At 65.9% G+C, this 26,029-nt stretch carries 25 protein-coding genes; 13 read left to right on the top strand and 12 right to left on the bottom strand.

Annotated features, from left to right (window positions below; translation table 11 throughout):
- Positions 1 to 20 precede the first annotated feature (20 nt).
- The 4 genes from groL to N7607_RS03865 form a co-directional block, all read right to left on the bottom strand.
- On the bottom strand, positions 21 to 1,661 hold the full coding sequence (gene groL, locus N7607_RS03880) for a chaperonin GroEL (protein ID WP_279864334.1): 1,641 nt from the start codon (positions 1,659 to 1,661) through the stop codon (positions 21 to 23).
- Between the two features lie 46 nt (positions 1,662 to 1,707).
- On the bottom strand, positions 1,708 to 2,001 hold the full coding sequence (locus tag N7607_RS03875) for a co-chaperone GroES (protein WP_137971074.1): 294 nt from the start codon (positions 1,999 to 2,001) through the stop codon (positions 1,708 to 1,710).
- Positions 2,002 to 2,172: 171 nt separating this feature from the next.
- The gene (locus N7607_RS03870) at positions 2,173 to 2,658 is read right to left on the bottom strand and encodes an FxsA family protein (protein ID WP_279864336.1); all 486 of its coding nucleotides are present in this window, start codon (positions 2,656 to 2,658) and stop codon (positions 2,173 to 2,175) included.
- A 64-nt stretch (positions 2,659 to 2,722) separates the two neighbouring features.
- Positions 2,723 to 3,454 (bottom strand): DUF2470 domain-containing protein, encoded by a 732-nt coding sequence (locus N7607_RS03865; protein ID WP_279864337.1) that lies wholly within the window; start codon positions 3,452 to 3,454, stop codon positions 2,723 to 2,725.
- Positions 3,455 to 3,547: 93 nt separating this feature from the next.
- Here N7607_RS03865 and N7607_RS03860 point away from each other — a divergent pair, with 93 nt between their 5' ends.
- Positions 3,548 to 4,306, top strand: coding sequence for an SDR family oxidoreductase (locus tag N7607_RS03860; protein ID WP_279864338.1), 759 nt, complete (start codon positions 3,548 to 3,550; stop codon positions 4,304 to 4,306).
- Positions 4,307 to 4,567: 261 nt separating this feature from the next.
- Here the strand turns inward: N7607_RS03860 and N7607_RS03855 are convergent, their stop codons facing one another.
- The 6 genes from N7607_RS03855 to N7607_RS03830 form a co-directional block, all read right to left on the bottom strand.
- Complete coding sequence (locus N7607_RS03855) at positions 4,568 to 5,455, bottom strand: ChaN family lipoprotein (RefSeq protein ID WP_279864339.1); 888 nt, start codon at positions 5,453 to 5,455, stop codon at positions 4,568 to 4,570.
- Positions 5,456 to 5,559: 104 nt separating this feature from the next.
- Positions 5,560 to 6,327 (bottom strand): heme ABC transporter ATP-binding protein, encoded by a 768-nt coding sequence (locus N7607_RS03850; protein ID WP_279864340.1) that lies wholly within the window; start codon positions 6,325 to 6,327, stop codon positions 5,560 to 5,562.
- Complete coding sequence (locus N7607_RS03845) at positions 6,327 to 7,310, bottom strand: iron ABC transporter permease (RefSeq protein ID WP_279864559.1); 984 nt, start codon at positions 7,308 to 7,310, stop codon at positions 6,327 to 6,329. Before N7607_RS03845 ends, N7607_RS03850 begins: the two co-directional genes overlap by 1 nt.
- Before the next feature lie 50 nt (positions 7,311 to 7,360).
- Positions 7,361 to 8,248, bottom strand: coding sequence for an ABC transporter substrate-binding protein (locus tag N7607_RS03840; protein WP_279864341.1), 888 nt, complete (start codon positions 8,246 to 8,248; stop codon positions 7,361 to 7,363).
- Between the two features lies 1 nt (position 8,249).
- Positions 8,250 to 9,320, bottom strand: coding sequence for a ChuX/HutX family heme-like substrate-binding protein (locus N7607_RS03835; RefSeq protein WP_279864342.1), 1,071 nt, complete (start codon positions 9,318 to 9,320; stop codon positions 8,250 to 8,252).
- 18 nt (positions 9,321 to 9,338) lie between these two features.
- On the bottom strand, positions 9,339 to 10,058 hold the full coding sequence (locus N7607_RS03830) for a TonB family protein (protein WP_279864343.1): 720 nt from the start codon (positions 10,056 to 10,058) through the stop codon (positions 9,339 to 9,341).
- Between the two features lie 231 nt (positions 10,059 to 10,289).
- On the opposite strand from N7607_RS03830, the gene N7607_RS03825 reads away from it, so the two are divergent.
- Positions 10,290 to 12,503: a TonB-dependent hemoglobin/transferrin/lactoferrin family receptor gene (locus N7607_RS03825; RefSeq protein ID WP_279864344.1), complete on the top strand. Its 2,214-nt coding sequence runs from the start codon at positions 10,290 to 10,292 to the stop codon at positions 12,501 to 12,503.
- 94 nt (positions 12,504 to 12,597) lie between these two features.
- A complete protein-coding gene (locus N7607_RS03820; protein WP_279864345.1) occupies positions 12,598 to 12,915 on the top strand; it encodes a Rieske 2Fe-2S domain-containing protein in 318 nt (105 codons plus the stop codon).
- A gap of 7 nt (positions 12,916 to 12,922) precedes the next feature.
- On the opposite strand, the gene sfsA is transcribed toward N7607_RS03820, so the two are convergent.
- A complete protein-coding gene (gene sfsA, locus N7607_RS03815) occupies positions 12,923 to 13,630 on the bottom strand; it encodes a DNA/RNA nuclease SfsA (RefSeq protein WP_279864346.1) in 708 nt (235 codons plus the stop codon).
- On the bottom strand, positions 13,620 to 14,801 hold the full coding sequence (locus tag N7607_RS03810; RefSeq protein WP_279864347.1) for a pyridoxal phosphate-dependent aminotransferase: 1,182 nt from the start codon (positions 14,799 to 14,801) through the stop codon (positions 13,620 to 13,622). Before N7607_RS03810 ends, sfsA begins: the two co-directional genes overlap by 11 nt.
- Positions 14,802 to 14,997: 196 nt before the next feature.
- Here N7607_RS03810 and dksA point away from each other — a divergent pair, with 196 nt between their 5' ends.
- From dksA to panD, 10 genes are all read left to right on the top strand, one after another.
- The gene (gene dksA / locus N7607_RS03805) at positions 14,998 to 15,441 is read left to right on the top strand and encodes an RNA polymerase-binding protein DksA (RefSeq protein ID WP_021700399.1); all 444 of its coding nucleotides are present in this window, start codon (positions 14,998 to 15,000) and stop codon (positions 15,439 to 15,441) included.
- Between the two features lie 91 nt (positions 15,442 to 15,532).
- Entirely contained in the window at positions 15,533 to 16,420 is an 888-nt protein-coding gene (gene gluQRS, locus N7607_RS03800; protein ID WP_279864348.1) for a tRNA glutamyl-Q(34) synthetase GluQRS, read from the top strand.
- A gap of 61 nt (positions 16,421 to 16,481) precedes the next feature.
- On the top strand, positions 16,482 to 16,658 hold the full coding sequence (locus N7607_RS03795) for a hypothetical protein (protein ID WP_137971060.1): 177 nt from the start codon (positions 16,482 to 16,484) through the stop codon (positions 16,656 to 16,658).
- 47 nt (positions 16,659 to 16,705) lie between these two features.
- Positions 16,706 to 19,660: a sensor histidine kinase gene (locus tag N7607_RS03790; RefSeq protein WP_279864349.1), complete on the top strand. Its 2,955-nt coding sequence runs from the start codon at positions 16,706 to 16,708 to the stop codon at positions 19,658 to 19,660.
- A gap of 70 nt (positions 19,661 to 19,730) precedes the next feature.
- Positions 19,731 to 21,149, top strand: coding sequence for a sigma-54 dependent transcriptional regulator (locus N7607_RS03785; protein WP_279864350.1), 1,419 nt, complete (start codon positions 19,731 to 19,733; stop codon positions 21,147 to 21,149).
- Positions 21,150 to 21,821: 672 nt separating this feature from the next.
- Complete coding sequence (locus tag N7607_RS03780) at positions 21,822 to 23,234, top strand: polynucleotide adenylyltransferase PcnB (RefSeq protein ID WP_279864351.1); 1,413 nt, start codon at positions 21,822 to 21,824, stop codon at positions 23,232 to 23,234.
- A complete protein-coding gene (gene folK, locus N7607_RS03775) occupies positions 23,234 to 23,713 on the top strand; it encodes a 2-amino-4-hydroxy-6-hydroxymethyldihydropteridine diphosphokinase (RefSeq protein WP_279864352.1) in 480 nt (159 codons plus the stop codon). Before N7607_RS03780 ends, folK begins: the two co-directional genes overlap by 1 nt.
- A 171-nt stretch (positions 23,714 to 23,884) precedes the next feature.
- Positions 23,885 to 24,685: a 3-methyl-2-oxobutanoate hydroxymethyltransferase gene (gene panB / locus N7607_RS03770; RefSeq protein WP_279864353.1), complete on the top strand. Its 801-nt coding sequence runs from the start codon at positions 23,885 to 23,887 to the stop codon at positions 24,683 to 24,685.
- On the top strand, positions 24,682 to 25,530 hold the full coding sequence (gene panC, locus N7607_RS03765; protein WP_279864355.1) for a pantoate--beta-alanine ligase: 849 nt from the start codon (positions 24,682 to 24,684) through the stop codon (positions 25,528 to 25,530). The genes panB and panC overlap by 4 nt, the downstream gene beginning before the upstream one ends.
- An 80-nt stretch (positions 25,531 to 25,610) precedes the next feature.
- Positions 25,611 to 25,991 carry an aspartate 1-decarboxylase gene (panD, locus tag N7607_RS03760; RefSeq protein WP_137971053.1) on the top strand — a complete coding sequence of 127 codons (381 nt, stop codon included), beginning with the start codon at positions 25,611 to 25,613 and terminating at the stop codon, positions 25,989 to 25,991.
- Positions 25,992 to 26,029 lie beyond the last annotated feature (38 nt).

The raw sequence follows: 26,029 nt of genomic DNA, 5'->3' as shown, positions 1-26,029 counted from the left end.
AGCTCAGGGAGCCGGTCGGCTTACATCATGCCGCCCATGCCACCCATGCCACCCATGTCCGGCATGGCCGGAGCAGCCTTGTCTTCCGGAATGTCGGCGACCATGGCTTCGGTGGTGATCATCAGGCTGCCGATGGAAGCAGCGGCCTGCAGGGCGGAACGGGTGACTTTGGCCGGATCGAGAATACCCATCTCGATCATGTCGCCGTACACGCCGGTAGCGGCGTTGTAGCCGTAGTTGCCGGAACCTTGCTTGACCTTGTCGACCACCACGCTCGGCTCGTCGCCGGCGTTGGCCACGATCTGGCGCAGCGGGGCTTCAACGGCGCGACGCAGCAGGGCGATACCGACGTTCTGGTCGTCGTTGTCGCCTTTCAGGCCTTCGATGGCCAGCAGAGCGCGCACCAGGGCCACGCCACCGCCAGGTACCACGCCTTCTTCGACGGCTGCGCGGGTAGCGTGCAGGGCGTCTTCAACGCGGGCCTTCTTCTCTTTCATCTCGACTTCGGTACCGGCACCGACCTTGATCACGGCAACACCGCCGGCCAGCTTGGCCAGACGCTCTTGCAGCTTCTCTTTGTCGTAGTCGGAGGAAGTGTCTTCGACCTGCTTGCGGATCTGCGCAACGCGGGCTTCGATGTCAGCCTGCTGGCCAGCACCGTCGATGATGGTGGTGTTTTCCTTGCTCAGCTGAACGCGCTTGGCGTTACCCAGGTGCTCCAGGGTGGCGCTTTCCAGGCTCAGGCCGACTTCTTCGGAAATCACGGTACCGCCGGTGAGGATGGCGATGTCCTGCAGCATGGCCTTGCGACGGTCGCCGAAGCCCGGAGCCTTGACGGCTGCGACTTTGACGATGCCGCGCATGTTGTTGACGACCAGGGTAGCCAGGGCCTCGCCTTCCACGTCTTCAGCGACGATCAGCAGCGGGCGGCCAGCTTTGGCGACTGCTTCCAGCACCGGCAGCAGCTCGCGGATGTTGGAGATCTTCTTGTCGACCAGCAGGATCAGCGGGCCGTCGAGCTCGGCGACCATGGTGTCCGGCTTGTTGATGAAGTAGGGGGACAGGTAGCCGCGGTCGAACTGCATGCCTTCCACGACGGACAGTTCGTTTTCCAGGCCCGAGCCTTCTTCAACGGTGATCACGCCTTCTTTACCGACTTTTTCCATGGCTTCGGCAATGATGTCGCCGATGGAGTTGTCGGAGTTGGCGGAGATGGTGCCGACCTGGGCGATCGCCTTGGTGTCGGTGCACGGCTTGGACAGGCTCTTCAGCTCGTTGACGATGGCGATGGTCGCCTTGTCGATGCCGCGCTTCAGGTCCATCGGGTTCATGCCGGCGGCAACGGCCTTGAGGCCTTCGCTGACGATGGCCTGAGCCAGAACGGTAGCGGTGGTGGTGCCGTCACCGGCAGCGTCGTTGGCCTTGGACGCAACGTCCTTGACCAATTGGGCGCCCATGTTCTCGAACTTGTCTTTCAGCTCGATTTCTTTGGCGACGGAGACGCCGTCCTTGGTGATCAGCGGAGCGCCGAAGCTGCGGTCCAGGACCACGTTGCGGCCTTTCGGGCCGAGGGTAGCTTTGACGGCATCAGCCAGGACGTTAACGCCGACCAGCATTTTCTTGCGAGCGGAATCGCCGAATTTGACTTCTTTAGCAGCCATGGTGGTTGTTCCTTAAATTCTTGGGTTGAACGGAGAGCGTGTCGAATCAGGCTTCGATAACGGCGAGGATTTCGTGCTCGCCCATCACCAGCAGGTCTTCGCCGTCGACCTTGACGGTGTTGCTGCCGCTGTACGGGCCGAACACCACCTTGTCACCGACCTTGACGGCCAGAGCACGGACTTCACCGCTGTCCAGGACCTTGCCGGTACCTACGGCAACGATCACACCCTGGTTCGGCTTCTCGGCAGCGGAACCCGGCAGCACGATGCCGCCAGCGGTCTTGGTTTCTTCTTCGCTGCGACGGATGACGACGCGGTCATGCAGAGGACGAAGCTTCATTGTCGATCTCTCCTATTAGTTGTTTTCACTGGCCGGCGACTGCGCCGGCGGGTTTAGGCAAATCCGGCTTGGGGCCGGGCGCGGCACGCCAAAGGCGAGTCGCGGAAGACTGTTCCACCGAAACGGTGGAAACCTTGCGGTGATCGCTAGATAGGGGCGGCGATAGGCATTTCAAGGGCGACTGTGAATTTTTTTACACAGCCGCCTGCAGTCGCGGCGCTGGTACTCGCCCTCGATCACCTGCGGGTGGGTCTGGCCGCTGCGGGCCTGGGCGTCGTCGAAGAACGCCCGCTGGCGCAGTGCCTGCTCCTGGGCGCGACGCTGCAGGCGACCGATCATCAGGCGGCGGGTGAAGGGAATCAGGCACAGCAGGCCGATCGCGTCGCTGATAAAGCCGGGCAACAACAGCAGACCGCCACCGACCGCGATTAGCAGACCCTCGAACATCTCCTGCTCAGGCATCTCGCCGCGCGCCAGTCGCTCGCGGGCGCGCCAGGCGGTGGCCACGCCGGCCACTCGCAGCAGAACGCTGCCGAGCACCGCGGTGCCGATCACCAGCAGCAGGGTGGGCAGCACACCGATGGCACTGCCGACCTGGATCAGCACGGCCAGTTCGATGATGGGGAATAGCAGGAGCAGAAACAGAAAAGCGCGCATTGCAGATGTCCTTGGCGGAAGAACGGTTTCCGATACGGATGAAGTATGGGGCCTGGCGCTTAATTCAAGCTGAGGCCTGCTCGACGGTCGGCCAGGTAGCGGCGCGAGCCAGCAATACCAGGGCCTGGCGCACCGCACCGGGGTTGTTACAGGATGTTGGAAACGCCAGCCAGTACAGGCCCTTGCCGATGCGCAGGTGGAAGCCTTCGCTGTCGATGCCGGCCAGCTGTGCCGGCTCGTGCCGCGGCAGCCCGGCCAGCTCGACGTAGTGGGCGATGGCGCTGGCGTGATCGTCGTTCATATGTTCGACCATGCTGCGCTCGGGCTCGCCGGCGTGCGGATTGGCCAGGTTGACTCCCTGCAGCCAGTGGATGGCGCCGAAACCACCGATGAAGCGCCAGCGCACGGGCTCCAGCACCCAGAAGTCGAAGTCGTGGGCGCTGTGGTAGTCGCGCGAATCGGGGAAATAGCGGTAGTAGCGCTCGGCCGCAGCAGTGATGGCGGCCTCCTCCTCCAGCTGCCGAGCTTCGGCCAGCAGGGTCAGGCGCCCGGCGGCCTGCACGTCCTCGGCGTCGCGCTCGCCGACCAGCAGCGAGCACTTGGCGTCCTTCTGCAGATTGTGGGTGTGCTGGGCAATGCGGCTGATCAGAATCAGCGGCCGGCCCTGCTCATCCAGGCAGTAGGGCACCACCGATCCGAAAGGGAAGCCTGGCATGCTCTTGGAGTGGGTGGAAAGCACCCCGCGGTATTCCTTGAGCAACAATTCTCGGGCATGCTTCTCGGCTGTCATGCTCAATTTATGACTCCTCGCTAAGAATTCGTCGAAAACGAAACGAACAGGCGCCCAGCGCCAGCGGGGCAATCTTCAAGACCTTCGAGGAGCAGTGTTATGGAACTCAAAGACAAAGTCATCATCATCACCGGTGGCTGCCAGGGCCTGGGCCGCGCCATGGGCGAATACCTGGCCGCCAAGGGCGCCAAGCTGGCGCTGGTCGACCTCAACCAGGAGAAGCTGGACGACGCCGTGGCCGCCTGCAAGGCCGCCGGTGGCGATGCCCGTGCCTACCTGTGCAACGTGGCCAACGAAGAGCAGGTGACCCACATGGTCGCCCAGGTGGCCGCGGACTTCGGCGCCATCAACGGCCTGGTCAACAACGCCGGCATCCTGCGCGACGGCCTGACCATCAAGGTCAAGGACGGCGAGATGACCAAGATGAGCCTGGCCCAGTGGCAGTCGGTGATCGACGTCAACCTGACCGGTGTGTTCCTCTGCACCCGCGAAGTGGCGGCCAAGATGATCGAGCTGAAGAACCAGGGCGCGATCGTCAACATTTCCTCCATCTCCCGCGCCGGCAACATGGGCCAGGCCAACTACTCCGCCGCCAAGGCCGGCGTCGCCGCCGACACCGTGGTGTGGGCCAAGGAACTGGCGCGCTACGGCATCCGCGTAGCGGGCGTGGCACCGGGCTTCATCGAGACCGAGATGACCGGCGGCATGAAACCGGAAGCCCTGGAGAAGATGACCGCCGGCATCCCGCTGCGCCGCATGGGCAAGCCGACCGAGATCGCCCACTCGGTGGCCTACATCATGGAAAACGACTACTACACCGGTCGTATTCTTGAGCTCGACGGCGGCCTGCGCCTGTAAGTCCGTTTCGACTTGCTGCGCGTCGGCCGGGCGGCGTTGAAACTGGGTTCGGGCTGCTCATTTACAGCTCGTAAACTCCGCGCCCTCACCCAGTTGATTCGCTGGCGCTTACCCTTCGGGCCAGCCTACGGCTGTTACTCCCGCTGATCGTTGCGCCTTGCCCAGCTCTAGCTCGCAGAGTCGATCCTTAGCATCGCAAACAAAAAGCCCCGCAATGCGGGGCTTTTTGTTGTGAGGCTGTCGCTGCAGGAGCGAGCGGCTCTACTTCTTGCGCAGCTTGGCGCAGTGATCCTCCGGGGCATTGGCGGCGGTGTACCAGACGTAGTCGGCACTGCCGGCGGCCGGTTCCTTGCCGACTTCGGCGAGGATCAGCACGGCATTGCCCTCGCCCGCGCCGAGATCACTCAGATGCAGCGGCACGCCCAGGTCCTTGCGTACATGGAAGGCGCCGGCCAGCAGCATGGCCGGCTGCGGCGCGGCGGCCAGGCGTTCGGCCATGCGCCGGTCGCGCTGCTGCTGCACGGCTAGCATCGCGGGAATCTGGCTGTCCGGCAGCAGGCCGCAATGGGACTCGCGAATGTCTTCCTGCAACTTCTCCTGCACCGCCGGCGCCGTGGAAGCCTGGCCCTGCAGAACCGGCGGCTTGCCGTAGATCTGCATGATCTCGGCGCGATCCAGGTTGGCCGACAGCAGCGGGTAGGGCTGACGCAACTGGTACTGCACCAGCGCGCCGTACAGGCCCCAATCCCAGTTCGGCAGCCAGGCCAGCGCGGCGAAGGTGTCGGCTGGCGCCTGACCGGCGCGGGTCTGCGCCTGTACCTGCTCGACCTTGGCCTGTTGGTTGGGGTTGAGCATCTCCATCAGTACGCTGCCTTGGGCGCGCTGCGCCGAAAGCTCGCGCGACAGCCACAGCTGCAGGGCATGGTGATCGGGATTGTCGTGCTGTTCGCCGACCAGTACGCGCGACGCCTTGGCCAGGCGTGCAACCAGCTGCTCGGGCGTGATGTGTTCGCCGCTGGCCAGATCGATGATCTGCCCCAGTTGAGCGTTATCGCGGCCCTCGGGAGCGATGGGCGCCGGTGGCGGCAACACACCGCGGGACTGGCAGGCGGCCAGCAGGGAGACGAGGCAGAGCAACAGAATGCGCATGGTGATTCCTTATTGGTTCGGTTCCTCCCTCATCAGAGAGAGGCATCGGTCGTAGCCCGGATGCAATCCGGGGGCGGACCATCCTGGATTACTTCCGGGCTACTTCAGCGCGCCACGATCAACGGGTGGCCGCGCTCCGGGTGGCGCTGGATCAGTACGTCGAGGCCGAACACCGCGCGCAGGGGCTCGGCCTGCATGACCTCGTCGGGGCTGCCGAAGGCATGCGGGCGGCCGTCCTGCAGCAGCAGGATGCGGTCGCAGTAGCGGGCGGCCAGGTTGAGGTCGTGGAGGATCACCAGCACCGCCGCGCCCTGCCCGGCGAAGTCGCGCACCGCCTGCAGGGTGGTGTGCTGGTGCAACGGATCGAGGGCCGAGGTCGGCTCGTCGAGCAGCAGCACCTGCCCTTCCCCGCCCGGCCACAGCTGCGCCAGCACCCGCGCCAGGTGCACGCGCTGACGCTCGCCACCGGACAGCGCCAGGTAGCTGCGCTCCCGCAGGTGCTCGGCATCCGCCGCGCGCAGCGCCGCATCGACGATCTCGGCATCGCGCACGCGGCCTGTGTCATGCGGCAGCCGCCCCATGCCAACCACGTCGGCCACCGTGAAGGCGAAGCTCAGGGTCGAACTCTGCGGCAGTACGGCCAGGCGTCGCGCCCGCTCCTGGCCGGACCACTGGCCGAGCGCCCGCTCATCCAGTGTCACGCTGCCGACATCGGCCTCCAGCTCGCCACACAAGGCGCCGAGCAGGGTGCTCTTGCCGGCGCCATTGGGGCCGAGCACGCCGAGTACTTCGCCGGGCTGCAGCGCCAGGTCGACGCCTTCCAGCACAGTGGCACCACCGCGGCGCACACCCAATTTCTCCGCGCGCAACATCAGGCTCGCCCCCGCACCAGCAGATAAAGGAAGAACGGCGCTCCAATCAGCGCCGTGACGATGCCGATCGGCAGCTCGGCCGGCGCCAGTACCAGGCGCGCGACTAGATCGGCCAGCAGCAGCAACGTAGCGCCGGCCAGCAGCGAGGCCGGCAGCAGCACGCGGTGATCGGGGCCGACCAGCAGGCGCATCAGGTGCGGCACCACCAGACCTATGAAGCCGATCAGCCCGGCCGCCGCCACCGCAGCGCCGACACCGAGCGCGGTGCACAGCACCAGCTCCAGCTTGATCCGTTCGACGTTGAAGCCCAGGTGGCGCGCCTCCGACTCACCGAGCAGCAGCGCATTGAGTGCCGAGGCACGCCGCGGCAGCCAGACGGCCACTCCCAATGTCACCAGCAGCAGCGGCCACAGGCGCGGATAGCTGGCGCCGTTGAGGCTGCCGAGGTTCCAGAAGGTCAGGCTGCGCAAGGTGGCGTCGTCGGCCAGGTAGGTGAACAGGCCGACACCGGCACCGGACATGGCGGTCATCGCCACGCCCGCCAGGAGCATGGTGGCGACATTGGTCTGCCCATCGCGACGGCCGAAACGGTACACCACGGCCGTCACGATCAAGCCGCCGGTGAAGGCGCAGATCGACAGCAGGTACGGCGCCAGTGCCGGGGGCAGGCCACCGACCATGCTGCCGCCGACGATGGCGATGGCCGCGCCCAGCGCCGCACCGCCGGCCACACCGACCAGGCCGGGGTCGGCCAGCGGGTTGCGGAACAGGCCCTGCATGGCCACGCCGGACAGCGCCAGCACGATGCCCACGCACAGCCCCAGCAGGCTGCGGGGTAGGCGAATCTGGCCGAGGATCAGCTCGGCCTGCTGCAGCCCTTCGCCATCGATGGGCAGGCCCATGAGGCGCAAGGCGGCCAGCAGGGTGTCACCCAGCGGCAGGCTCACCGGCCCGAGGGCCAGCGACAGCCAGAACGCGAGCAGCAGCAGAACGCCCATTGCCAACAGCAATGGGCGGGGTCGAAACACAGGATTCATCGGTCGAGTTCGGCGGTCAGTGCTTGCTCAGCAGGATAAAAGGCCGCCGACAACTCGGCCAGCCCTTCGGGCAAGCGCGGGCCGAGGCCACCGACCAGCAGGGTCGGGTCGAGGGTCAGCAGGCGCCCGTCACGCGCCGCGCTGGTCTGCTGCAGCACCGGGTTCTGCTGCAGCAGCGCCTGGCGCGCCTCGTCACCGTGCAGACTGCGGTCGGCGAAGATCACCACCTGCGGGTCCATCGCCAGCAGCGCCTCGTTGGAGATCGGCTTGTAGCCGTTGTGCTCGGTGCGGCTCTCGCCTCCGGCATGCTCGATCAGCCACACCGCCAGGCTGTCCTTGCCTGCCGCCATGATGTTGCTGCCGGCATGGCCGAGCAGCATCAGCACGCGCGGTGCCTCGTGTTTCTTGCGCGCCTGCGCGACCCACTCGGCCTGGCGCTGCAGGTCGCCGCGGTAGGCGGCCATCTGCTCGCGGGCCTGCTCGGGAGTACCGAGCAGCTCGCCGAGGCGCAGCACGTTGCGCTCCAGGGTCTCCAGATCCGGCTTGGCCGGCAGGGTCTCGATGCGGATGCCGGCGGCCTTGATCTGCGTGATGACCGGCGGCGGGCCCATCTCCTCGCTGCCGATCAGGATGTCCGGGCGCAGCGACAGCACGCCCTCGGCGGACAGCGCGCGCTGATAGCCGATGCTCGGCAGCTTGCGCAGGGTCTGCGGGTGCAGGCTGGTGGTGTCGACGCCGACCAGCTTGCCTTCACCACCCAGACGCACTACCCACTCGCTCAGCGAACCGCCGGAGCTGACCCAGCGCTGCGGCAGATCGGCCGCCGCGGCGGCATGGCTGAACAGCAGGCTGCCGCACAGCAGGAGAATCTTGGACAGGCGCATCTCAAGCCTCCAGGGCGGCAATGGATTCGGCCAGGTCGCGCCACTCGACCAGCTCCGGCACGCCCGGCTTGCGCGCGCCGAACAGCTGCACCACCAGTTCGCCGTCGGCGTCGAAGGCCTCATAGCTGGTGATGATGCCGTCGCTGCTGGGCTTGCGTACGCGCCACAGCTCGACCACGCCCGGGGTCTTCAGGTGCAGGTTGAACTCGGGGTCGAGCACGTTGAACCAGTCGCCCATCCAGCGCAGGTTCTTCACCGGGCCGGAGTGGATCTGGATACAGTGCTGGTTGCCGACGAAGACCATGATCGGCACCTCACGGGCACCGGCTTCCTCCAGCAACTTGGGCAGCTCGGCGGTGGCCAGCGGCTCGGCCCACTCGCGGCCGGCCAGACGCAGGGCCTGGGTACGGGCCACGTCGTGGCGCTTGAGCATGGCGAAGAAGTGGTGGGTGTCCTTCAGCTCGGCCCAGTCGGCGCGCAGGGCGGTGGCATCCACCTCGGCATCGGCACGCGGCGCCTTGCGTTCGGCCAGCGGCTGCAGGTCCAGCTCGGCGCTCTGCTCGGCGGCGCGGAAGCGCTCGACCAGCGGCGCCCAGGCCGCCTCCTCGCTCTGGGCGGTGAGGTAGACCTTGTGCACGGCGGTGCCCTGGCGATCGAAGATCTGGATGCTGCGCTGCACGCCGCGCTCGGTGTCTTCGGCGACGGCGAACACGCTGGCCCACTGGGTCATGAACAGGCGCAGGTCGATATCGGGAGAGACCACCAGGCCCATGGCGCCATTGGCCATCACCGACACCTCGCGGTAGTAGCCCTTGCGCTCGTGCACGCAATGCTCGTTGCGGGTCAGCGCCATGATGTAGCCCAACTCGCCCAGCGCCGGCAGCAGCTCGGCCCACTCGGTGCGCAGGCGCACGGCATCCCCCCCCAGGCGGCTGGCAGTCAGCTCGGCCTCGCTGACACCGAGCTTGGCAGCGGCATCGCGGGCACGCAGGCCGGATTGCTCGGCACGCAGGCTCTGCCAGGACTGATAAAGGTCGCTGGCAGCAGCGATAGGTTGAATGTGGGCAGTCATTTTTCTTCTCCTTCAGGATCAACGGCTCGCCGTGAGGGCGAATTCGATAGGTATGTGAACGCGGCTCGGAACGGGCTGACCGTTCTCGACCTCCGCTCGGAAACGCCAGGCCGCGACCGCCTTCATGGCGGAGCGGTCAAGGCTTTCCACACCGGAAGAGCGCAGCAGCTTGAGCTCAACCAGCTTTCCGTATTCATCCAGGCGCACTTCGACCAGCACTACGCCCTGCTGATTGCGCCGCTTGGCCTGAGCCGGATACACCGGCGGCCGCGGCGGCGAAAGGAACGCAGGCTCGTGGCGAAACACTTCGCGCTTGGGTGCGGGAACGGCCGAGGGGCGTGACACCTGTCGAACGGACTCGACAGGCCGGCTGGGCTCGTTGCGCGGCGTTACGGGCGCAGGCGTTGCTGGCCCCTTGGCCGCGACAGTCTCGGATGGCGCCGGGCGCGCGACCGGTTTTGCCGCAAGACGCGCTGTCTGGCTGACCACAGGAGCCTTTGGCTCGACGTCTTGCGGCGCTGCCTTTGCCGGGGGCTCTCGACGCGCTTCGACGACTGGCTGCGCCACGGAGCCATGCCTCTCTATCTGCTCCAGCGGTACTAGCTCAACCAACTGAATGGTCACCGGGGCTTCGCTAACCACCTTGCTACCAGCCGCTACAGGCACGTCGCGCAATAGCCAGCCCACGCCGGCATGCAAACCCAGCGAGAGCATGAAGTAGAGAGCGTAACGCGACATGTGCGAGCCAAATATCTAAATACGAATATATTTGATAATTGTTTGCATTTAAAAGTCAATCTGATTATGGTCTCGCCCCGATGCCAACCAGCGCTCAAGAACTGACACCTCATTCGCGCAGGAACAAGCCGATAACTCAGCACGCAGGGCGGGATGCCCTCTCGATCATCAAGTCGTGAAAAAGACGTGCACGTCAGCCTCTGGAACGCCCATAACACCAGGGAGTAATCCATGTCACTGCGTCCACCCTTCGCTCGCCGCCACTGGCTGGCGCTCGTCCTGCTGTCTCCGTCTCTTGCACTGGCTGCGGAAAAAAATCCGACCCAGTTCGACACCGTCACGGTGACCGCGACCCGTAGCGAGCAAACCATTGGCCAGGTACCGAACACCGTCTCGGTACAGACCGAGCGCGATATCGACCAGAAGAACGTGAAGAACATCAAAGACCTGGTGCGCTATGAGCCCGGCGTCTCGGTCAGTGGCACCGGCACCCGCTTCGGCCTGGCCGGCTTTACCATTCGCGGCATCGGCGGCAACCGTGTACTGACCCAGGTGGACGGCGTGCCGACCCCCGACGCCTTCACCTTCGGTCCGTTCCTCGACGCGCGCCGCAACTATGTCGATCCGGATACCCTGAAGCAGGTAGAGATCATTCGCGGCCCGGCCAGCTCGCTGTATGGCAGCGACGCCATCGGTGGCGCCGTAAGCTTCCTGACCAAGGACGCCGACGACTATCTGGATGAAGGCGACGACACCTATGCGCGCCTTAAGACCGGCTATGACGGTGCTGACGACAGCTGGATGCGCAGTGCCACTCTCGCCGCGCGCCAAGGCCAGTTCGACGGCCTGCTGCACCTCGGCCGCCGCGATGGCCAGGCCCTCGACACCCATGGCGGCCGTGGCGGCATCGGCAGTGCGCGTGAGGAGGCCAACCCGCAGGACTACCGCGCCGACAACCTGCTGGCCAAGCTCGGCTGGAACTACAACGACAGCGATCGCCTGCAACTGACCTACGACCGCTACGAAGACGATGCCGACACCAAGGTGCTCAGCGAGTACAGCAACACCGCGACCGTGCGCACCTCGGATGCCGTCGATAGCACCGACCGCGAGCGCATTAGTCTGCAGCACCGCTTTGAACTCGGCAGCGCCATTGCCGACAGCGCCGAATGGCAACTCAGCCATCAGGATAGCCAGATTCGCCAGGAGACCTACCAGACCCGCTTCAGCGGTGGCCGCTATCGCGACCGCACCCGCGACTCCAAGTACCAGGAAGAACTCTGGGCCTTCAACACCAAACTGGACAAGGCCTTCGCCACCGGCGCAGCGCAACACAAGCTGATCTATGGCATCGACGTCAAACGCGTGGAAAGCAGCGACCTGCGTCGCGGCCGCGATGTGTTCGTCACCACCGGCCTGCCGGTTCCAGCCGTTCCGGGCGATGAGACCTTCCCGCTGAGCGACTTCCCGGATCCGACATCCACCGAGTACGCCCTGTTCGCTCAGGACAGCATCCAGATCGGTCGCTGGACCCTGCTGCCGGGCCTGCGCTACGACCACTACGAGATGAAGCCCGACGTCACCCAGGAGTACCTGAACAGCAAGCCGATCGACCAAGATCCGTCGGACTACAAGGACGACGCCATCTCGCCGAAATTCGGCGCCACCTACCAGCTCGACGACGCTCACAGCGTGTATGGCCAATACGCCGCTGGCTTCCGCGCGCCTAACGCCGTGGACATCTTCGGCGAGTTCGTTAACTTCGCTCGCGGCTACCAGACCATCGCCAACCCCAACCTCAAGGCGGAGACCAGCGACAGTTACGAGCTCGGTCTGCGCGGCAAGTACGACATAGGCAGCTTCGGCCTGGCACTGTTCTACAACCAGTACGACGACTTCATCGAGCAGGTCACCCTGGCCAACGACCCGACCGGCAACGGCCGCATGACCTTCCAGTACCAGAACCTGGATCGCGTCACCATCCGCGGCGCGGAAGCCAAGGGCGAGCTGTTCCTCAACAGCGTCGGCCTGCCGGATGGCACCCGCCTGCGTGGCGCCATCGCCTATGCCCGCGGCAAGGATGAAGAGAGCGGCCAGCCGATCAACAGCGTCGACCCGCTGAAGGCTGTGTTCGGCCTGGGCTACGACGCACCGAGCGGACAGTTCGGTGGTGAACTGGCCTGGACCCTGGTCGCAGCCAAGGAGCGCGTGGATGAAACCCAGATCGCCAACCAGTACGAACCAGCCGGCTACGGCACGCTCGACCTGACCGGCTACTGGCAGGTCACCGAAGAGGTCTCGGTCAACGCCGGCCTGTTCAACCTGGGCGACAAGGAATACACCCAGTGGGGTGACGTACGCAGCATTACCGAAAACAGCCCGAGTATCGGTCGCTACACCCAGCCGGGCCGCCATGCGGCGGTCAACCTGATCTGGGAAATCTGATCCGGAAAACTCGACCCACTTCGCGCAAGGACGCGCGCCCTACCCCATCGCCACGCCCGTGCGGGATAATCCCCGCCTCGGCGTGGAGATTCCCATGATTCATCTGTGCGCCCCGGGTGAGCTGGTCGAAGGCCAGAGCCGGGGCTTTTTCGTTGCAGGGCGCAAGCTGCTGGCGGTACGCCGCGACGGCAAAGCCCATGTCTACCTGAACAACTGCCCCCATCGCGACCTGACGCTGGAATGGCGCGCGGACGACTTCCTCGATGCCAGCGGCAGCATGATCCAGTGCGCCCACCATGGCGCGCTGTTTCTGATCGAGAATGGCGAGTGCGTGATCGGCCCCTGCGCCGGGCAATCGCTACGCAAGGTCGATTGCCGCGAAGATGCCGAGTCGATCTGCATCGAGCTATAGCCGCCCCTTACTGCAGCACCTCCAGCCGACGCAGCAGGCGCACTTCCTCGGTGTCTACCGAAGCGCCATAGGCCAGCACCTCCACACCCGCCGCACGCGCCTCACGCAGCCCCGTCGCATAGGCCGGGTCGATCTCCTCGGCGGCGCGCACCGCGTCGATGCCGGACAGGTTCACGCAGTACAGCAGTACCGCCCGCACACCTTGCCTGGCCAGCGCGGCCAGCTCGCGCAGGTGCTTGGCGCCGCGCTCGGTCACCGCATCGGGGAAAGCGGCGACGCTGGAGTCGGCGAAGCCCAGGGTGACGCTCTTCACCTCGAGAAACAGCGAGCCCGAAAAGTAGTCCAGGCGGAAGTCGGCGCGGCTGCCTTCGCTGCCATAAGCCACTTCGCGCTTGAGGCCGGTGAAGCCGGCCAGCTCGGTGATGATGCCGGCGCGCAACGCCTCCTCCACCAGCGCATTGGCGCGGCCGGTGTTGAGGCAGGCCAGCCGGCCGTGCGGCGTCTCGCCCAGTTCCCAGGTGCCCGGCAGCTTGCGCTTGGGGTCGTTGGAGCGGCTGAACCAGACGCGGCAGCCCTCGCTCATGCAGTTGAGCATGGAACCGGTGTTGGGGCAGTGGATGGTCAGCGTCTCGCCACTGCTGGTCTCGATATCGGCGAGAAAGCGTTTGTAGCGACGCAGCAAGCGCCCCTCTTCCAGCGGCGGATCAAAGCGCATCGGGGTTCCAGGTCTTCAGGCCGCGGGCGATGCGCTCCACCGCCTGCTCCAGTCGCTCGACGTTCTGCGTGTAGGCGAAGCGCACGTGGTGGCCGGCCAGGTGGCGACCGAAGTCCAGGCCTGGGGTGAAGGCCACATGCTCGGTCTCGATGAAGTGCCGGCAGAAGGCGAAAGCGTCGCCGCCGAAGCTTGAAATATCCGCATATAAATAGAAGGCACCTTCCGGCTCCACGGCGATGCGGAAGCCCAGCTCGCGCAACGCCGGCAACAGGTAGTCGCGGCGGCGCTGGAACTCGTGGCGACGCTCCTCGAAGATCTCCATCGTCGCCGGCTCGAAGCAGGCCAGGGCGGCATGCTGGGCCATGGAGGGCGCGCTGATGTAGAGGTTCTGCGCCAGTTTCTCCAGCTCCTGCACCGCGTGCTGTGGCGCCACCAGCCAGCCCAGGCGCCAGCCGGTCATGCCGAAGTATTTGGAGAAGCTGTTGAGAACGAAGGCATCGTCGTCCACTTCCAGCACACTGGCAGCCTCACAGCCGTAGGTCAGGCCGTGGTAGATCTCGTCCACCACCAGATGCCCGCCGCGCTGCTTGAGCGTGCTCGCCAGTGCCGCCAGCTCATCCTTGTGCAACAGGGTGCCGGTCGGGTTGGCCGGCGACGCGACCAGAGCGCCGACGCTGTCACCGTCCCAGTGCCGCTCGATCAGCTGCGGGGTGAGCTGGTAGCGGCTCTCGGGACCCACCGGCACCAGCTGCGCGGCGCCTTCGACCAGGCGCAGGAAGTGGCGATTGCACGGGTAGCCGGGGTCGGCCAGCAGCCAGTGCTTGCCCGGATCGACCAGCAGGCTGGACGCCAGCAACAGCGCGCCAGAACCGCCGGGAGTAATCAGCACGCGTTCGGGGTCGATATCCACACCATAGCGGCTGGCGTAGAAACCGGCGATGGCCTGACGCAACTGCGGGATGCCGCGCGCCGCGGTGTAGCGGGTGTGGCCGGCGGCCAGGGCCGCTTGCCCGGCACGCACTATGGGCTCGGCGGTGGTGAAGTCCGGTTCGCCGATCTCCAGATGGATAACGTCATGGCCGGCGGCCTGCAGTTCGTTGGCCCGCGCCAGCAACGCCATGACATGGAAAGGTTCGATGGCGCGACTGCGCGCACTGAAGGGCTGGGCCATTGGCCTTCCTTTATTAAGGAAAAGGGGGGATTCTAACCAACTGCCCACGCTGCCAGTAAGAAGCGTGACAACCGGGAGTAGCATCGCCGGAATCGATCTGGTAAGTTCGCCCGCTTGCAGCCGCAGGCCCGGTGTTCGAGCCGGCAAAGGAACAGATCCTGCGCAATGGATCAGAGAGAGTGAGAGGCGGTCATCCATGCCCACCAAAGCAAAACAGAACGGCAACCAGCTGATTCGTGGCTTCGAACCCTACAAAGAAAAAAAGGGCGAGGAGTACATGAGCGATCCGATGCGTGCTCACTTCACCAGCATTCTCAACAAGTGGAAGCTGGAGCTGATGCAGGAAGTGGATCGCACCGTGCACCACATGCAGGACGAAGCCGCCAACTTCCCGGACCCGGCCGACCGCGCCAGCCAGGAAGAGGAATTCAGCCTCGAACTGCGCGCCCGTGATCGCGAGCGCAAGCTGATCAAGAAGATCGACGAGACCCTGCAGCTGATCGAAGACAACGATTACGGCTGGTGCGATTCCTGCGGCGTGGAAATCGGCATCCGCCGCCTCGAAGCCCGCCCGACCGCGACCCTGTGCATCGACTGCAAGACGCTGGCGGAAATCAAGGAAAAGCAGATCGGTTCCTGATTCCGGACGGGGCGCTAAGGCGCCCCGTTGCATTTCCGGCTACCGATAAGCGGGCTGGCGCCGCAAGGCTCCAGCCGATAGCCTCCCGCCCATGAAAGACTCCTCCTACATCGGGCGCTTCGCCCCCACGCCCAGTGGCTACCTGCACTTCGGCTCGCTGGTGGCGGCCCTCGCCTCCTACCTGGACGCACGCAGTGTCGGCGGCCAGTGGCTGCTGCGCATGGAAGACCTCGACCCGCCGCGCGAAGTGCCCGGCGCCCAGGATGCGATCCTGCGCAGCCTGGAGCTGTACGGCTTCGAGTGGGACGGCGAACTGGTGCGACAGAGCGATCGCCACGCCGAATATGCCGCCCTGATCGAGCGCCTGTTCGGCCAAGGCCTGGCCTATGCCTGCACCTGCTCGCGCAAGCAGCTGGAAGGCTCGGGCGGCATCTACCCCGGCACCTGCCGCAACGTCGGCCACCCCGATCATGATGCCGCCATCCGCCTGCGCGTACCCGAGCTGGAATACCGCTTCATCGACCGCGTGCAGGGCGAATTCCGCCAGCACCTGGGCCGCGAGGTTGGCGACTTCGTCATTCGTCGCAAGGACGGCCTGTTCGCTTACCAGTTGGCCGTAGTGCTGGACGATGCCTGGCAGGGCGTCACCGACGTGGTCCGCGGCGCCGATTTGCTCGACTCCACGCCGCGCCAGCTGTATCTGCAGGAGCTGCTCGGCCTGCAGCAGCCGCGCTACCTGCACGTACCGCTGATCATCCAGCCGGATGGCCACAAGCTGGGCAAGAGCTACCGCTCGCCACCGCTGCCCGCCGACCAGGCGCCACCGCTGCTGACCCGCGCCCTGCGCGCCCTCGGCCAGCAGCCACCGGCCGAGCTGGCCGGCGCCGTGCCGCACGAGGTGTTGGCCTGGGGCATCGCCCACTGGGACGCCACGCGTATTCCGCGCAGCCGAACCCTGGCCGAGGCGCAGCTGCGCTGAGGCGGCTTTCCCACCATCGCGTGCTCCCGTACCATCCGAGCATCCCCTTCGGACCCGAACTATGTACATCTACCGACTGGTACTGATCCTGGTGGTGGGCATCTACCTGTTCTCCCCCGCCATCATGGACTGGTGGATCGACCCCAACGGCGCCTGGTATCGCCCGTACCTGTTGTGGCTGATCCTCATCGTCGTCACCCTGATCCTGCAGAGTCAGCGCGATGCCGATGAACTCTGACCCGCGCCCGTGCGACTGCCCATCTATCCCCTCCCAGAGCCCGCGCAATGCCGACCAGCTTTGATCTCAGCCAGCTGATCCTGATCAGCTCCGCCTACCTGCTGCTGCTGTTCGGCGTGGCCTGGGTCAGCGAGAAGGGCCTGATCCCACGCTGGGTCATCCGCCACCCGCTGACCTACACCCTGTCGCTGGGCGTGTACGCCAGCGCCTGGGCCTTCTACGGCACGGTGGGCCTGGCCTACCAGTACGGCTTCGGCTTCCTCGCCAGCTACCTGGGGGTGACCGGCGCCTTTCTCCTGGCGCCGGTGCTGCTCTACCCGATCCTGCGCATCACCCGCACCTATCAGCTGTCGTCGCTGGCCGACCTGTTCGCCTTCCGCTTCCGCAGCACCTGGGCCGGCGTGCTCACCACCCTGTTCATGCTGGTCGGCCTGCTGCCGCTGCTGGCGTTGCAGATCCAGGCGGTGGCGGACTCCATCGGCATCCTCACCCGCGAGCCGCTGCAGGACCGCTTCGCCCTCGGCTTCTGCGCCTTGATCACCCTGTTCACCATCCTCTTCGGTGCGCGCCATATCGCCACCCGCGAGAAGCACGAGGGCCTGGTGTTCGCCATCGCCTTCGAATCGGTGGTCAAGCTGGTCGCCCTCGGCGGCATCGGCCTGTACGCCCTGTACGGCGTGTTCGGCGGTCCCGGCGAGCTGGAGCAGTGGCTGCTGCAGAACCAGCACGCGCTGACCACCCTGCACACCCCGTTGCAGGAAGGCCCCTGGCGCACCCTGCTGCTGGTGTTCTTCGCCTCGGCCATCGTCATGCCGCACATGTACCACATGACCTTCACCGAGAACCTCAACCCGCGTGCCATCGTCAGCGCCAGCTGGGGTCTGCCGCTGCTCCTGCTGCTGATGAGCCTGTCGGTGCCGCTGATCCTCTGGGCCAGCCTGAAGATCGGCGCCACCACCAATCCGGAATACTTCACCCTGGGCCTGGGCCTGGCCGTCGGTGACCGCACGCTGGCGCTGCTCGCCTATGTCGGCGGCCTGTCCGCCTCCAGCGGCCTGATCATCGTCAGCACCCTGGCGCTGTCGGGTATGGCGCTCAACCACCTGGTGCTGCCGCTGTATCAGCCGCCGGCCGAAGGCAACATCTACCGCTGGCTGAAGTGGACACGGCGCGCGCTGATCCTCGCCATCATCGCCGCCGCCTACGGTTTCTACCTGCTGCTGGGCGCCGAGCAGGACCTGGCCAACCTCGGCATCGTCGCCTTCGTCGCCACCCTGCAGTTCCTCCCCGGCGTGCTCTCGGTGCTGTACTGGCCCACCGCCAATCACCGCGGCTTCGTCGCCGGCCTGCTGGCCGGCATCGGCGTGTGGGCGTTGAGCATGCTGGTGCCGCTGGTCAGCAATCTGCAGGGCGTGCACCTGCCTTGGTTCAACATCGTCTATGTGCTCGACGAGAACAGCTGGCACCTGGCCGCCGTCGGCTCGCTGGCCGCCAACGTGCTGGTATTCACCCTGGTCTCGCTGTTCACCGAAGCCGGTGACGAGGAAAAAAGCGCTGCCGAAGCCTGCACCGTGGACAACGTGCGCCGCCCGCAGCGTCGTGAGCTGCTGGCCGGCTCGCCGCAGGAATTCGCCTCCGAGCTGGCCAAGCCGCTCGGCGCCGTCACCGCGCAGAAGGAAGTGGAGCGCGCCCTGCGCGACCTGCACCTGCCCTTCGACGAGCGCCGCCCCTATGCCCTGCGCCGCCTGCGCGACCGCCTCGAGGCCAACCTGTCCGGTCTGATGGGCCCGAGCGTGGCCCAGGACATGGTCGAGACCTTCCTGCCCTACAAGTCCGGCAGCGAGGCCTATGTCAGCGAGGACATTCACTTCATCGAGAGCCGCCTGGAGGATTACCAGTCGCGCCTCACCGGCCTGGCCGCCGAGCTGGACGCCCTGCGTCGCTTCCACCGCCAGACCTTGCAGGAACTGCCGATGGGCGTGTGCTCCCTGGCCAAGGACCAGGAAGTGCTGATGTGGAACCGCGCCATGGAAGAGCTGACCGACATCAGCGCGCAGCAGGTGGTCGGCTCGCGCCTGCTCAGCCTGGATGAACCCTGGCGCAGCCTGCTCAAGGACTTCATCGAGCAGGACGAGGAACACCTGCACAAGCAGCACCTGGCTCTGGATGGCGAGGTGCGCTGGCTCAACCTGCACAAGGCCGCCATCGACGAGCCGCTGGCGCCGGGCAACAGCGGCCTGGTGCTGCTGGTCGAGGACGTTACCGAGACCCGCGTACTGGAAGACCAGCTGGTGCACTCCGAGCGCCTGGCCAGCATCGGCCGCCTGGCCGCCGGCGTGGCCCACGAGATCGGCAACCCGGTCACCGGCATCGCCTGCCTGGCGCAGAACCTGCGCGAGGAGCGCGAGGGCGACGAGGAAGTGGGTGAGCTGAGCACGCAGATCCTCGACCAGACCAAGCGCATCTCGCGCATCGTCCAGTCGCTGATGAACTTCGCCCACGCCGGCCAGCAGCAGCGCGCCGAGTATCCGGTGAGCCTGGCCGACGTGGCGCAGGACGCCATCGGCCTGCTGGCGCTGAACCGCAACAGCACCGAAGTGCAGTTCTTCAACCTGTGCGACCCCGACCACCTGGCCAAGGGCGACCCGCAGCGCCTGGCCCAGGTGCTGATCAACCTGCTGTCCAATGCCCGCGACGCGTCACCGGTCGGCGGCGCCATCCGGGTGACCAGCGATGCCTCGGAGCAGAGCGTGGAACTGATAGTCGAAGACGAGGGCACGGGCATCCCGCAGACGATCATGGACCGCCTGTTCGAACCCTTCTTCACCACCAAGGATCCGGGCAAGGGCACCGGTTTGGGGCTCGCGCTGGTCTATTCGATCGTGGAAGAGCATTATGGGCAGATCACCATCGACAGCCCGGCCGACCCCGAACGCCAGCGCGGAACTCGATTCCGCGTTACCCTGCCGCGCTATGTCGAAGCGACGTCCGTAGCGACCTGAGTAGTGACCTAGAACCGCCGAGAGCCCGTGAAGCGCCCCGCGCGATTCGGAGACCGTCGAGAGAGAATCAATGCCCCATATCCTCATCGTCGAAGACGAAACCATCATCCGCTCCGCCCTGCGCCGCCTGCTGGAACGCAACCAGTACCAGGTCAGCGAGGCCGGTTCGGTGCAGGAAGCCCAGGAGCGCTACAGCGTTTCCAGCTTCGATCTGGTGGTCAGCGACCTGCGCCTGCCCGGCGCCCCCGGCACCGAACTGATCAAGCTGGCCGAAGGCACCCCGGTGCTGATCATGACCAGCTACGCCAGCCTGCGCTCGGCGGTGGACTCGATGAAGATGGGCGCGGTGGACTACATCGCCAAGCCCTTCGACCACGACGAAATGCTCCAGGCCGTGGCGCGCATCCTGCGCGACAACCAGGAGGCCCGCCGCAATCCGCCCAGCGACGCGCCGAGCAAGGCCAACGGCAAGGCCGGCAGCGCCGCGGCCGAAGGCGACATCGGCATCATCGGCTCCTGCGCCGCCATGCAGGACCTCTACGGCAAGATCCGCAAGGTGTCCCCCACCGACTCCAACGTGCTGATCCAGGGCGAATCCGGCACCGGCAAGGAGCTGGTCGCCCGTGCCCTGCACAACTTGTCCAAGCGCGCCAAGGCGCCGCTGATCTCGGTGAACTGCGCGGCGATTCCGGAGACCCTGATCGAGTCCGAACTGTTCGGCCACGAGAAAGGCGCCTTCACTGGCGCCAGCGCCGGCCGCGCCGGCTTAGTGGAAGCGGCCGATGGCGGCACCCTGTTCCTCGACGAGATCGGCGAGCTGCCGCTGGAAGCCCAAGCCCGCCTGCTGCGCGTGCTGCAGGAGGGCGAGATCCGTCGGGTCGGCTCGGTGCAGTCTCAGAAGGTCGACGTGCGCCTGATCGCCGCCACCCACCGCGACCTGAAAACCCTGGCCAAGACCGGCCAATTTCGCGAAGACCTCTATTACCGCCTGCACGTCATTGCGCTCAAGCTGCCGCCGCTGCGCGAGCGCGGTGCCGACGTGGTGGAAATCGCCCAGGCCTTCCTCGCCCGCCAGTGTGTACGCATGGGCCGCGAGGGGCTGCGCTTTGCACACGATGCCGAACAGGCGATCCGCCACTACCCCTGGCCGGGCAACGTGCGTGAGCTGGAGAACGCCATCGAGCGCTCGGTGATCCTTTGCGAGGGCAACGAGATCTCCGCGGAGCTGCTGGGCATCGACATCGAGCTGGACGACCTCAGCGACGATGACTTCGGCGAGCAGTCCATGCCCTCCGGTGCCGTGAATAACCACGAGCCGACCGAAGACCTGTCGCTGGAGGACTACTTCCAGCACTTCGTGCTCGAACACCAGGACCACATGACCGAGACCGAACTGGCACGCAAGCTGGGCATCAGCCGCAAGTGCCTGTGGGAGCGTCGTCAGCGCCTGGGCATTCCGCGGCGCAAGTCCGGCGCAGCGGCGGGCTGAGCCGCTGCGCGGTGACAGGGCTGCGGGCGGATGGTTCCGCAGCTGTTACCCCAATCAAACATCGCGTAACAAAAGCCGGGTTCATCGGTAACGAGAACCCGGCTTTTTTATGCCTCCGCCTTGTCGTCGATATCGCTAAGCCCTTGAAAAACAAGGATTCTAAAAAACTGGCACGGCTCCTGCTTTATCTCTGGCACAACAACAATAAAAAACGTTTCAAGCTTCAATAATAAAAACAATACAGAACGACTCCAGCACAACAAAAACAATAACGCGGAGGCGCAGCTAACTGATTCTTTTGGAGAGGATGTGCCTTTGGGGTTCGCCCCACGACCAGGCTGAGAACAACAAAAACTGCACTAAAGCAGAGCCTGTACTGGTTGGGTCACGGAAAGACCACGGCAATATCAGCATCCAAAGCAATCCGTTTGCTCCTGGTACCCAAATTGGGATACCTAAAACGGGCCTACAACAAAAACAACAGGCCCGACACAATAACAAAAACAAAGCACGCACCTATTTGGGGGGGAGCCTCGGCTCCCCCAGTCGCTTCACCCCTCTCGCCTTCCCCAGCCTGCCTTCTCCACCATTCTTCGTCCCAATGCTAGAATCCGCGCCAATCGTGCGGTTACCGGCATTTCCGGCCGCTTATTCCTGCAAACAGTGCCTCTCATGCTGAAAAAGCTGTTCAAGTCCCTTCGTTCGCCGCTCTCGCTCAAGCGCCAAGCCCGTCCTCGCAGCACGCCTGAAGTGCTCGGTCCCCGCCAGCATTCGCTGCAGCGTGGCCAGTTCAGCCGAAATGCGGTGGGCGTGGTAGATCGTCTGCAGAAGGCCGGCTATCAGGCCTATCTGGTGGGTGGCTGCGTACGCGACCTGCTGATCGGCGTGCAGCCCAAGGACTTCGACGTGGCCACCAGCGCCACTCCCGAGCAGGTGCGTGCCGAGTTCCGCAATGCGCGGGTGATCGGCCGCCGCTTCAAGCTGGCCCATGTGCACTTCGGCCGCGAGATCATCGAAGTGGCCACCTTCCGCAGCAATCACCCGCAGGGCGATGACGAGGAAGACAGCCACCAGTCGGCACGCCACGAGAGCGGCCGCATCTTGCGCGACAACGTCTACGGCACCCTGGAGAGCGACGCCCAGCGCCGCGACTTCACCATCAACGCCCTGTATTTCGACGTCAGCGGCGAGCGCGTGCTGGACTACGCCCACGGCGTGCACGACATCCGCAACCGCCTGATCCGCCTGATCGGCGACCCCGAGCAGCGCTACCTGGAAGACCCGGTGCGCATGCTCCGTGCGGTGCGCTTCGCGGCCAAGCTCGGCTTCGAGATCGAGAAGCACAGCGCCGCGCCGATCGGCCGCCTGGCGCCGATGCTGCGCGACATCCCGGCCGCGCGCCTGTTCGAGGAAGTGCTCAAGCTGTTCCTCGCCGGCCGCGCCGAACGCACCTTCGAACTGCTGGTCGAGTACGACCTGTTCGCCCCGCTGTTCCCGGCCAGTGCCAAGGCCCTGGAGCGTGACCCGGAGTATGCCGGCGACCTGATCCGCCAGGCCCTGGCCAATACCGACGAGCGCATCGCCCTGGGCAAACCGGTGACGCCCGCCTTCCTCTTCGCCGCCCTGCTCTGGCCGGCCATACCTGCCCGCGCCGCGCAGCTGCAGGCGCGCGGCATGCCGCCGATCCCGGCCATGCAGGAAGCGGCGCACGACCTGATCGTCGAGCAGTGCAAGCGCATTGCCATTCCCAAGCGTTTCACCATCCCGATCCGCGAGATCTGGGACATGCAGGAGCGCCTGCCACGCCGCAGCGGCAAGCGCGCCGACCTGCTGCTGGAAAATCCGCGCTTCCGTGCCGGCTACGACTTCCTGCTGCTGCGCGAAGACGCCGGCGAGCAGACCGACGGCCTGGGTGACTGGTGGACCGACTACCAGGACGCCAGCGACAGCGAGCGCCGCGCCATGATCCGCGAGCTCGGCAACCGCCAGGAAGAAGACGGCGAAGGCGCCCCGGCGCGCAAACGCCGGCGCGGCGGACGCAACCGTCGCCGCGGCCCGCGCAGCGAAGCCCCGGCCGGCGAATAATGGAAAGGGTCTATATCGGTCTGGGCAGCAACCTGGCCGAGCCACACCAGCAGCTGCGGGCCGCGCTCGCGGCCATCGCCGAGCTGCCGCACACGACCCTGGCCAGTACCTCTTCCTTCTATGCCAGCGACCCGTTGGGTCCGCCGGACCAGCCGCGCTATGTCAATGCCGTGGCCGCGCTGGACACCGAACTGGCACCGCTGCAACTGCTCGACGCCCTGCAACGCATCGAGCTGGGGCAGGGCCGCGTGCGCAAGGCCGAGCGCTGGGGGCCGCGCACCCTGGACCTGGACATCCTGCTGTTCGGCTCGCGCATCCTCGCCGAGGAGCGCCTGACCGTGCCGCACTACCACATGCACGCGCGTGCCTTCGTCCTCTACCCGCTGGCCGAGATCGCCCCGCAGCTGCAGCTGCCCGATGGACGCAACCTGGAGCAGCTGCTGGCCGCCTGCCCCTACGAGGGGCTGGAGCGCCTGTAAGCGCAGCCGGTAACGCCGTAACAACGCGGTAACACCCGTGATTGACTTCACGCCCCCCCATCGGGACTATAGGCGTCCCGTTGCCCCGAGGCGGTGCAGAGAGTGCCGTCCAAGAGGCCGAGAGCAGGCGCCACAAGTGCCGTAATCCGGCCCGCTGATGAGGAATCCCCCATGCCTGATGTAACCGTAAGCACCCTGCTGGGCCTGAAGCAGAAGGGCGAGAAGATCGCCATGCTCACCGCCTACGATGCCACCTTCGCCCAGGCAGCCTGCCAGGCCGGTGTGGAAGTGCTGCTGGTGGGAGACTCCCTAGGTATGGTCCTGCAGGGCCACGACAGCACCCTGCCGGTGTCGCTGGCCGACATGGCCTACCACACCGCCGCGGTGAAGCGCGGCAACCAGGGCGCGCTGATCCTCGCCGACCTGCCGTTCATGGCCTACGCCACCCTGGAACAGACCTTCGCCAGCAGCGCTGCGCTGATGCAGGCCGGCGCCCACATGATCAAGCTGGAAGGCGCGAGCTGGCTGGCCGAACCGATCCGCCAGCTGGCCGAACGCGGCGTGCCGGTGTGTGCCCACCTGGGCCTGACGCCGCAGGCGGTCAACGTGTTCGGCGGTTACAAGGTACAAGGCCGCGGTGATGCCGCCGCCCGCCAGCTGCGCGCCGACGCCATGGCCCTGGAGCAGGCCGGCGCCGCCATGCTGCTGCTCGAGTGTGTACCCAGCGAACTGGCCGCCGAAATCAGCCAGTCGGTGAAGATCCCGGTGATCGGCATCGGCGCCGGCTCGGCCACCGATGGCCAGGTGCTGGTGATGCACGACATGCTTGGCCTGTCCCTGACCGGCCGCGCACCGAAGTTCGTGAAGAACTTCATGGAAGGCCAGGCCAACGTGCAGGCCGCCTTCGCCGCCTATGTACGCGCGGTGAAGGACGTCAGCTTCCCCGCCGAGGAACACGGATTCTCCGCATGAACACCGTCAAGACCGTACTGGAACTGCGCGCCGCCGTGGCGCGCGCGCGCGGCGAAGGCAAGCGCATCGCCTTCGTGCCGACCATGGGCAACCTGCACGAGGGCCACGTGGCCCTGGTGGAGAAGGCCGGCCAACGCGCCGACTTCGTGGTCGCCAGCATCTTCGTCAACCCGCTGCAGTTCGGCCCCAACGAAGACCTGGCCAAGTACCCGCGCACCCTGGCCGCCGACCAGGAGAAATTGGTCGCCGCCGGTTGCCACCTGCTGTTCCACCCGGACGTGGAGGAGATGTATCCCCACGGCCAGGACGGCCAGACCCGCGTCGGCGTACCCGGCGTCTCCGAGGGCCTGTGCGGCGCCAGCCGCCCCGGCCACTTCGAGGGCGTGGCCACGGTGGTGACCAAGCTGTTCAACATGGTCCAGCCGGACCTCGCCGTGTTCGGCGAGAAGGACTTCCAGCAACTGGCGGTGATCCGCACCCTGGCGCGCGACCTGAACATGCCCGTGCAGATCATCGGCGAGCCCACCGTGCGCGCCGAAGACGGCCTGGCCCTGTCCTCGCGCAACGGTTACCTGAGCGCCGAGCAACGCGCCCAGGCGCCGGCCCTGCACCGCACCCTGCAGCAGTTGGCCGAAGCCATCCGCGGCGGCGACCGTCAGTTCGCCCACCTGATCGAGCGCGGTCAGGCCAGTTTGGCCGATGCCGGCTTCCGCCCCGACTACCTGGAGATTCGCGAGGCGCTGAGCCTGCGTCCGGCCCAGGCCGACGACCGCCAGCTGGTGATCCTGGGCGCCGCCTTCATGGGCAACACGCGTCTGATCGATAACCTGACGCTTGAGCTGTAACCCGCACATCGCCTGGTCTTGAACCCCTTCGGGGGTTCGGGCACACTCTGCCGCCGCCGTATTCCGAGAGGGAAATAGTCATGCACGCCATCATGCTCAAGGCCAAGCTGCACCGCGCCATCGTCACCCATGCGGTGCTCGACTATGAGGGCTCCTGCGCCATCGACGGCGAGTGGCTGGACCTGTCCGGCATTCGCGAGTACGAGCAGATCCAGATCTACAACATCGACAACGGCGAACGCTTCACCACCTACGCCATCCGCGGCGAGGAAGGCTCGAAGATCATCTCGGTCAATGGCGCCGCCGCGCACAAGGCCGGCGTCGGTCACCGCGTGATCATCTGCGCCTACGCCCACTACAGCGAGGCCGAGCTGGCCAACTTCCAGCCGCGCGTGCTGTACATGGGCGCCGACGGCGAACTGAGCCACACCAGCAACGCGATTCCCGTGCAAGTCGCCTGAACGGGTCGCGTCTCGCTACACTCCAAGCCCGGAATCTC

This window comes from Pseudomonas sp. GD04019, assembly GCF_029837695.1.
GTDB lineage: Bacteria > Pseudomonadota > Gammaproteobacteria > Pseudomonadales > Pseudomonadaceae > Aquipseudomonas.
Note: the sequence above shows the minus strand (reverse complement) of the source record. Positions and strands in the feature narration are given on the sequence as shown.

Coding starts and splice junctions, on each gene's coding strand:
- groL (WP_279864334.1), bottom strand. CDS start 1,661: ATGGCTGCTAAAGAAGTCAAATTCGGCGATTCCGCTCGCAAGAAAATG.
- N7607_RS03875 (WP_137971074.1), bottom strand. CDS start 2,001: ATGAAGCTTCGTCCTCTGCATGACCGCGTCGTCATCCGTCGCAGCGAA.
- N7607_RS03870 (WP_279864336.1), bottom strand. CDS start 2,658: ATGCGCGCTTTTCTGTTTCTGCTCCTGCTATTCCCCATCATCGAACTG.
- N7607_RS03860 (WP_279864338.1), top strand. CDS start 3,548: ATGGAACTCAAAGACAAAGTCATCATCATCACCGGTGGCTGCCAGGGC.
- N7607_RS03855 (WP_279864339.1), bottom strand. CDS start 5,455: ATGCGCATTCTGTTGCTCTGCCTCGTCTCCCTGCTGGCCGCCTGCCAG.
- N7607_RS03850 (WP_279864340.1), bottom strand. CDS start 6,327: ATGTTGCGCGCGGAGAAATTGGGTGTGCGCCGCGGTGGTGCCACTGTG.
- N7607_RS03840 (WP_279864341.1), bottom strand. CDS start 8,248: ATGCGCCTGTCCAAGATTCTCCTGCTGTGCGGCAGCCTGCTGTTCAGC.
- N7607_RS03835 (WP_279864342.1), bottom strand. CDS start 9,320: ATGACTGCCCACATTCAACCTATCGCTGCTGCCAGCGACCTTTATCAG.
- N7607_RS03830 (WP_279864343.1), bottom strand. CDS start 10,058: ATGTCGCGTTACGCTCTCTACTTCATGCTCTCGCTGGGTTTGCATGCC.
- N7607_RS03825 (WP_279864344.1), top strand. CDS start 10,290: ATGTCACTGCGTCCACCCTTCGCTCGCCGCCACTGGCTGGCGCTCGTC.
- N7607_RS03820 (WP_279864345.1), top strand. CDS start 12,598: ATGATTCATCTGTGCGCCCCGGGTGAGCTGGTCGAAGGCCAGAGCCGG.
- sfsA (WP_279864346.1), bottom strand. CDS start 13,630: ATGCGCTTTGATCCGCCGCTGGAAGAGGGGCGCTTGCTGCGTCGCTAC.
- N7607_RS03810 (WP_279864347.1), bottom strand. CDS start 14,801: ATGGCCCAGCCCTTCAGTGCGCGCAGTCGCGCCATCGAACCTTTCCAT.
- dksA (WP_021700399.1), top strand. CDS start 14,998: ATGCCCACCAAAGCAAAACAGAACGGCAACCAGCTGATTCGTGGCTTC.
- gluQRS (WP_279864348.1), top strand. CDS start 15,533: ATGAAAGACTCCTCCTACATCGGGCGCTTCGCCCCCACGCCCAGTGGC.
- N7607_RS03795 (WP_137971060.1), top strand. CDS start 16,482: ATGTACATCTACCGACTGGTACTGATCCTGGTGGTGGGCATCTACCTG.
- N7607_RS03790 (WP_279864349.1), top strand. CDS start 16,706: ATGCCGACCAGCTTTGATCTCAGCCAGCTGATCCTGATCAGCTCCGCC.
- N7607_RS03785 (WP_279864350.1), top strand. CDS start 19,731: ATGCCCCATATCCTCATCGTCGAAGACGAAACCATCATCCGCTCCGCC.
- N7607_RS03780 (WP_279864351.1), top strand. CDS start 21,822: ATGCTGAAAAAGCTGTTCAAGTCCCTTCGTTCGCCGCTCTCGCTCAAG.
- folK (WP_279864352.1), top strand. CDS start 23,234: ATGGAAAGGGTCTATATCGGTCTGGGCAGCAACCTGGCCGAGCCACAC.
- panB (WP_279864353.1), top strand. CDS start 23,885: ATGCCTGATGTAACCGTAAGCACCCTGCTGGGCCTGAAGCAGAAGGGC.
- panC (WP_279864355.1), top strand. CDS start 24,682: ATGAACACCGTCAAGACCGTACTGGAACTGCGCGCCGCCGTGGCGCGC.
- panD (WP_137971053.1), top strand. CDS start 25,611: ATGCACGCCATCATGCTCAAGGCCAAGCTGCACCGCGCCATCGTCACC.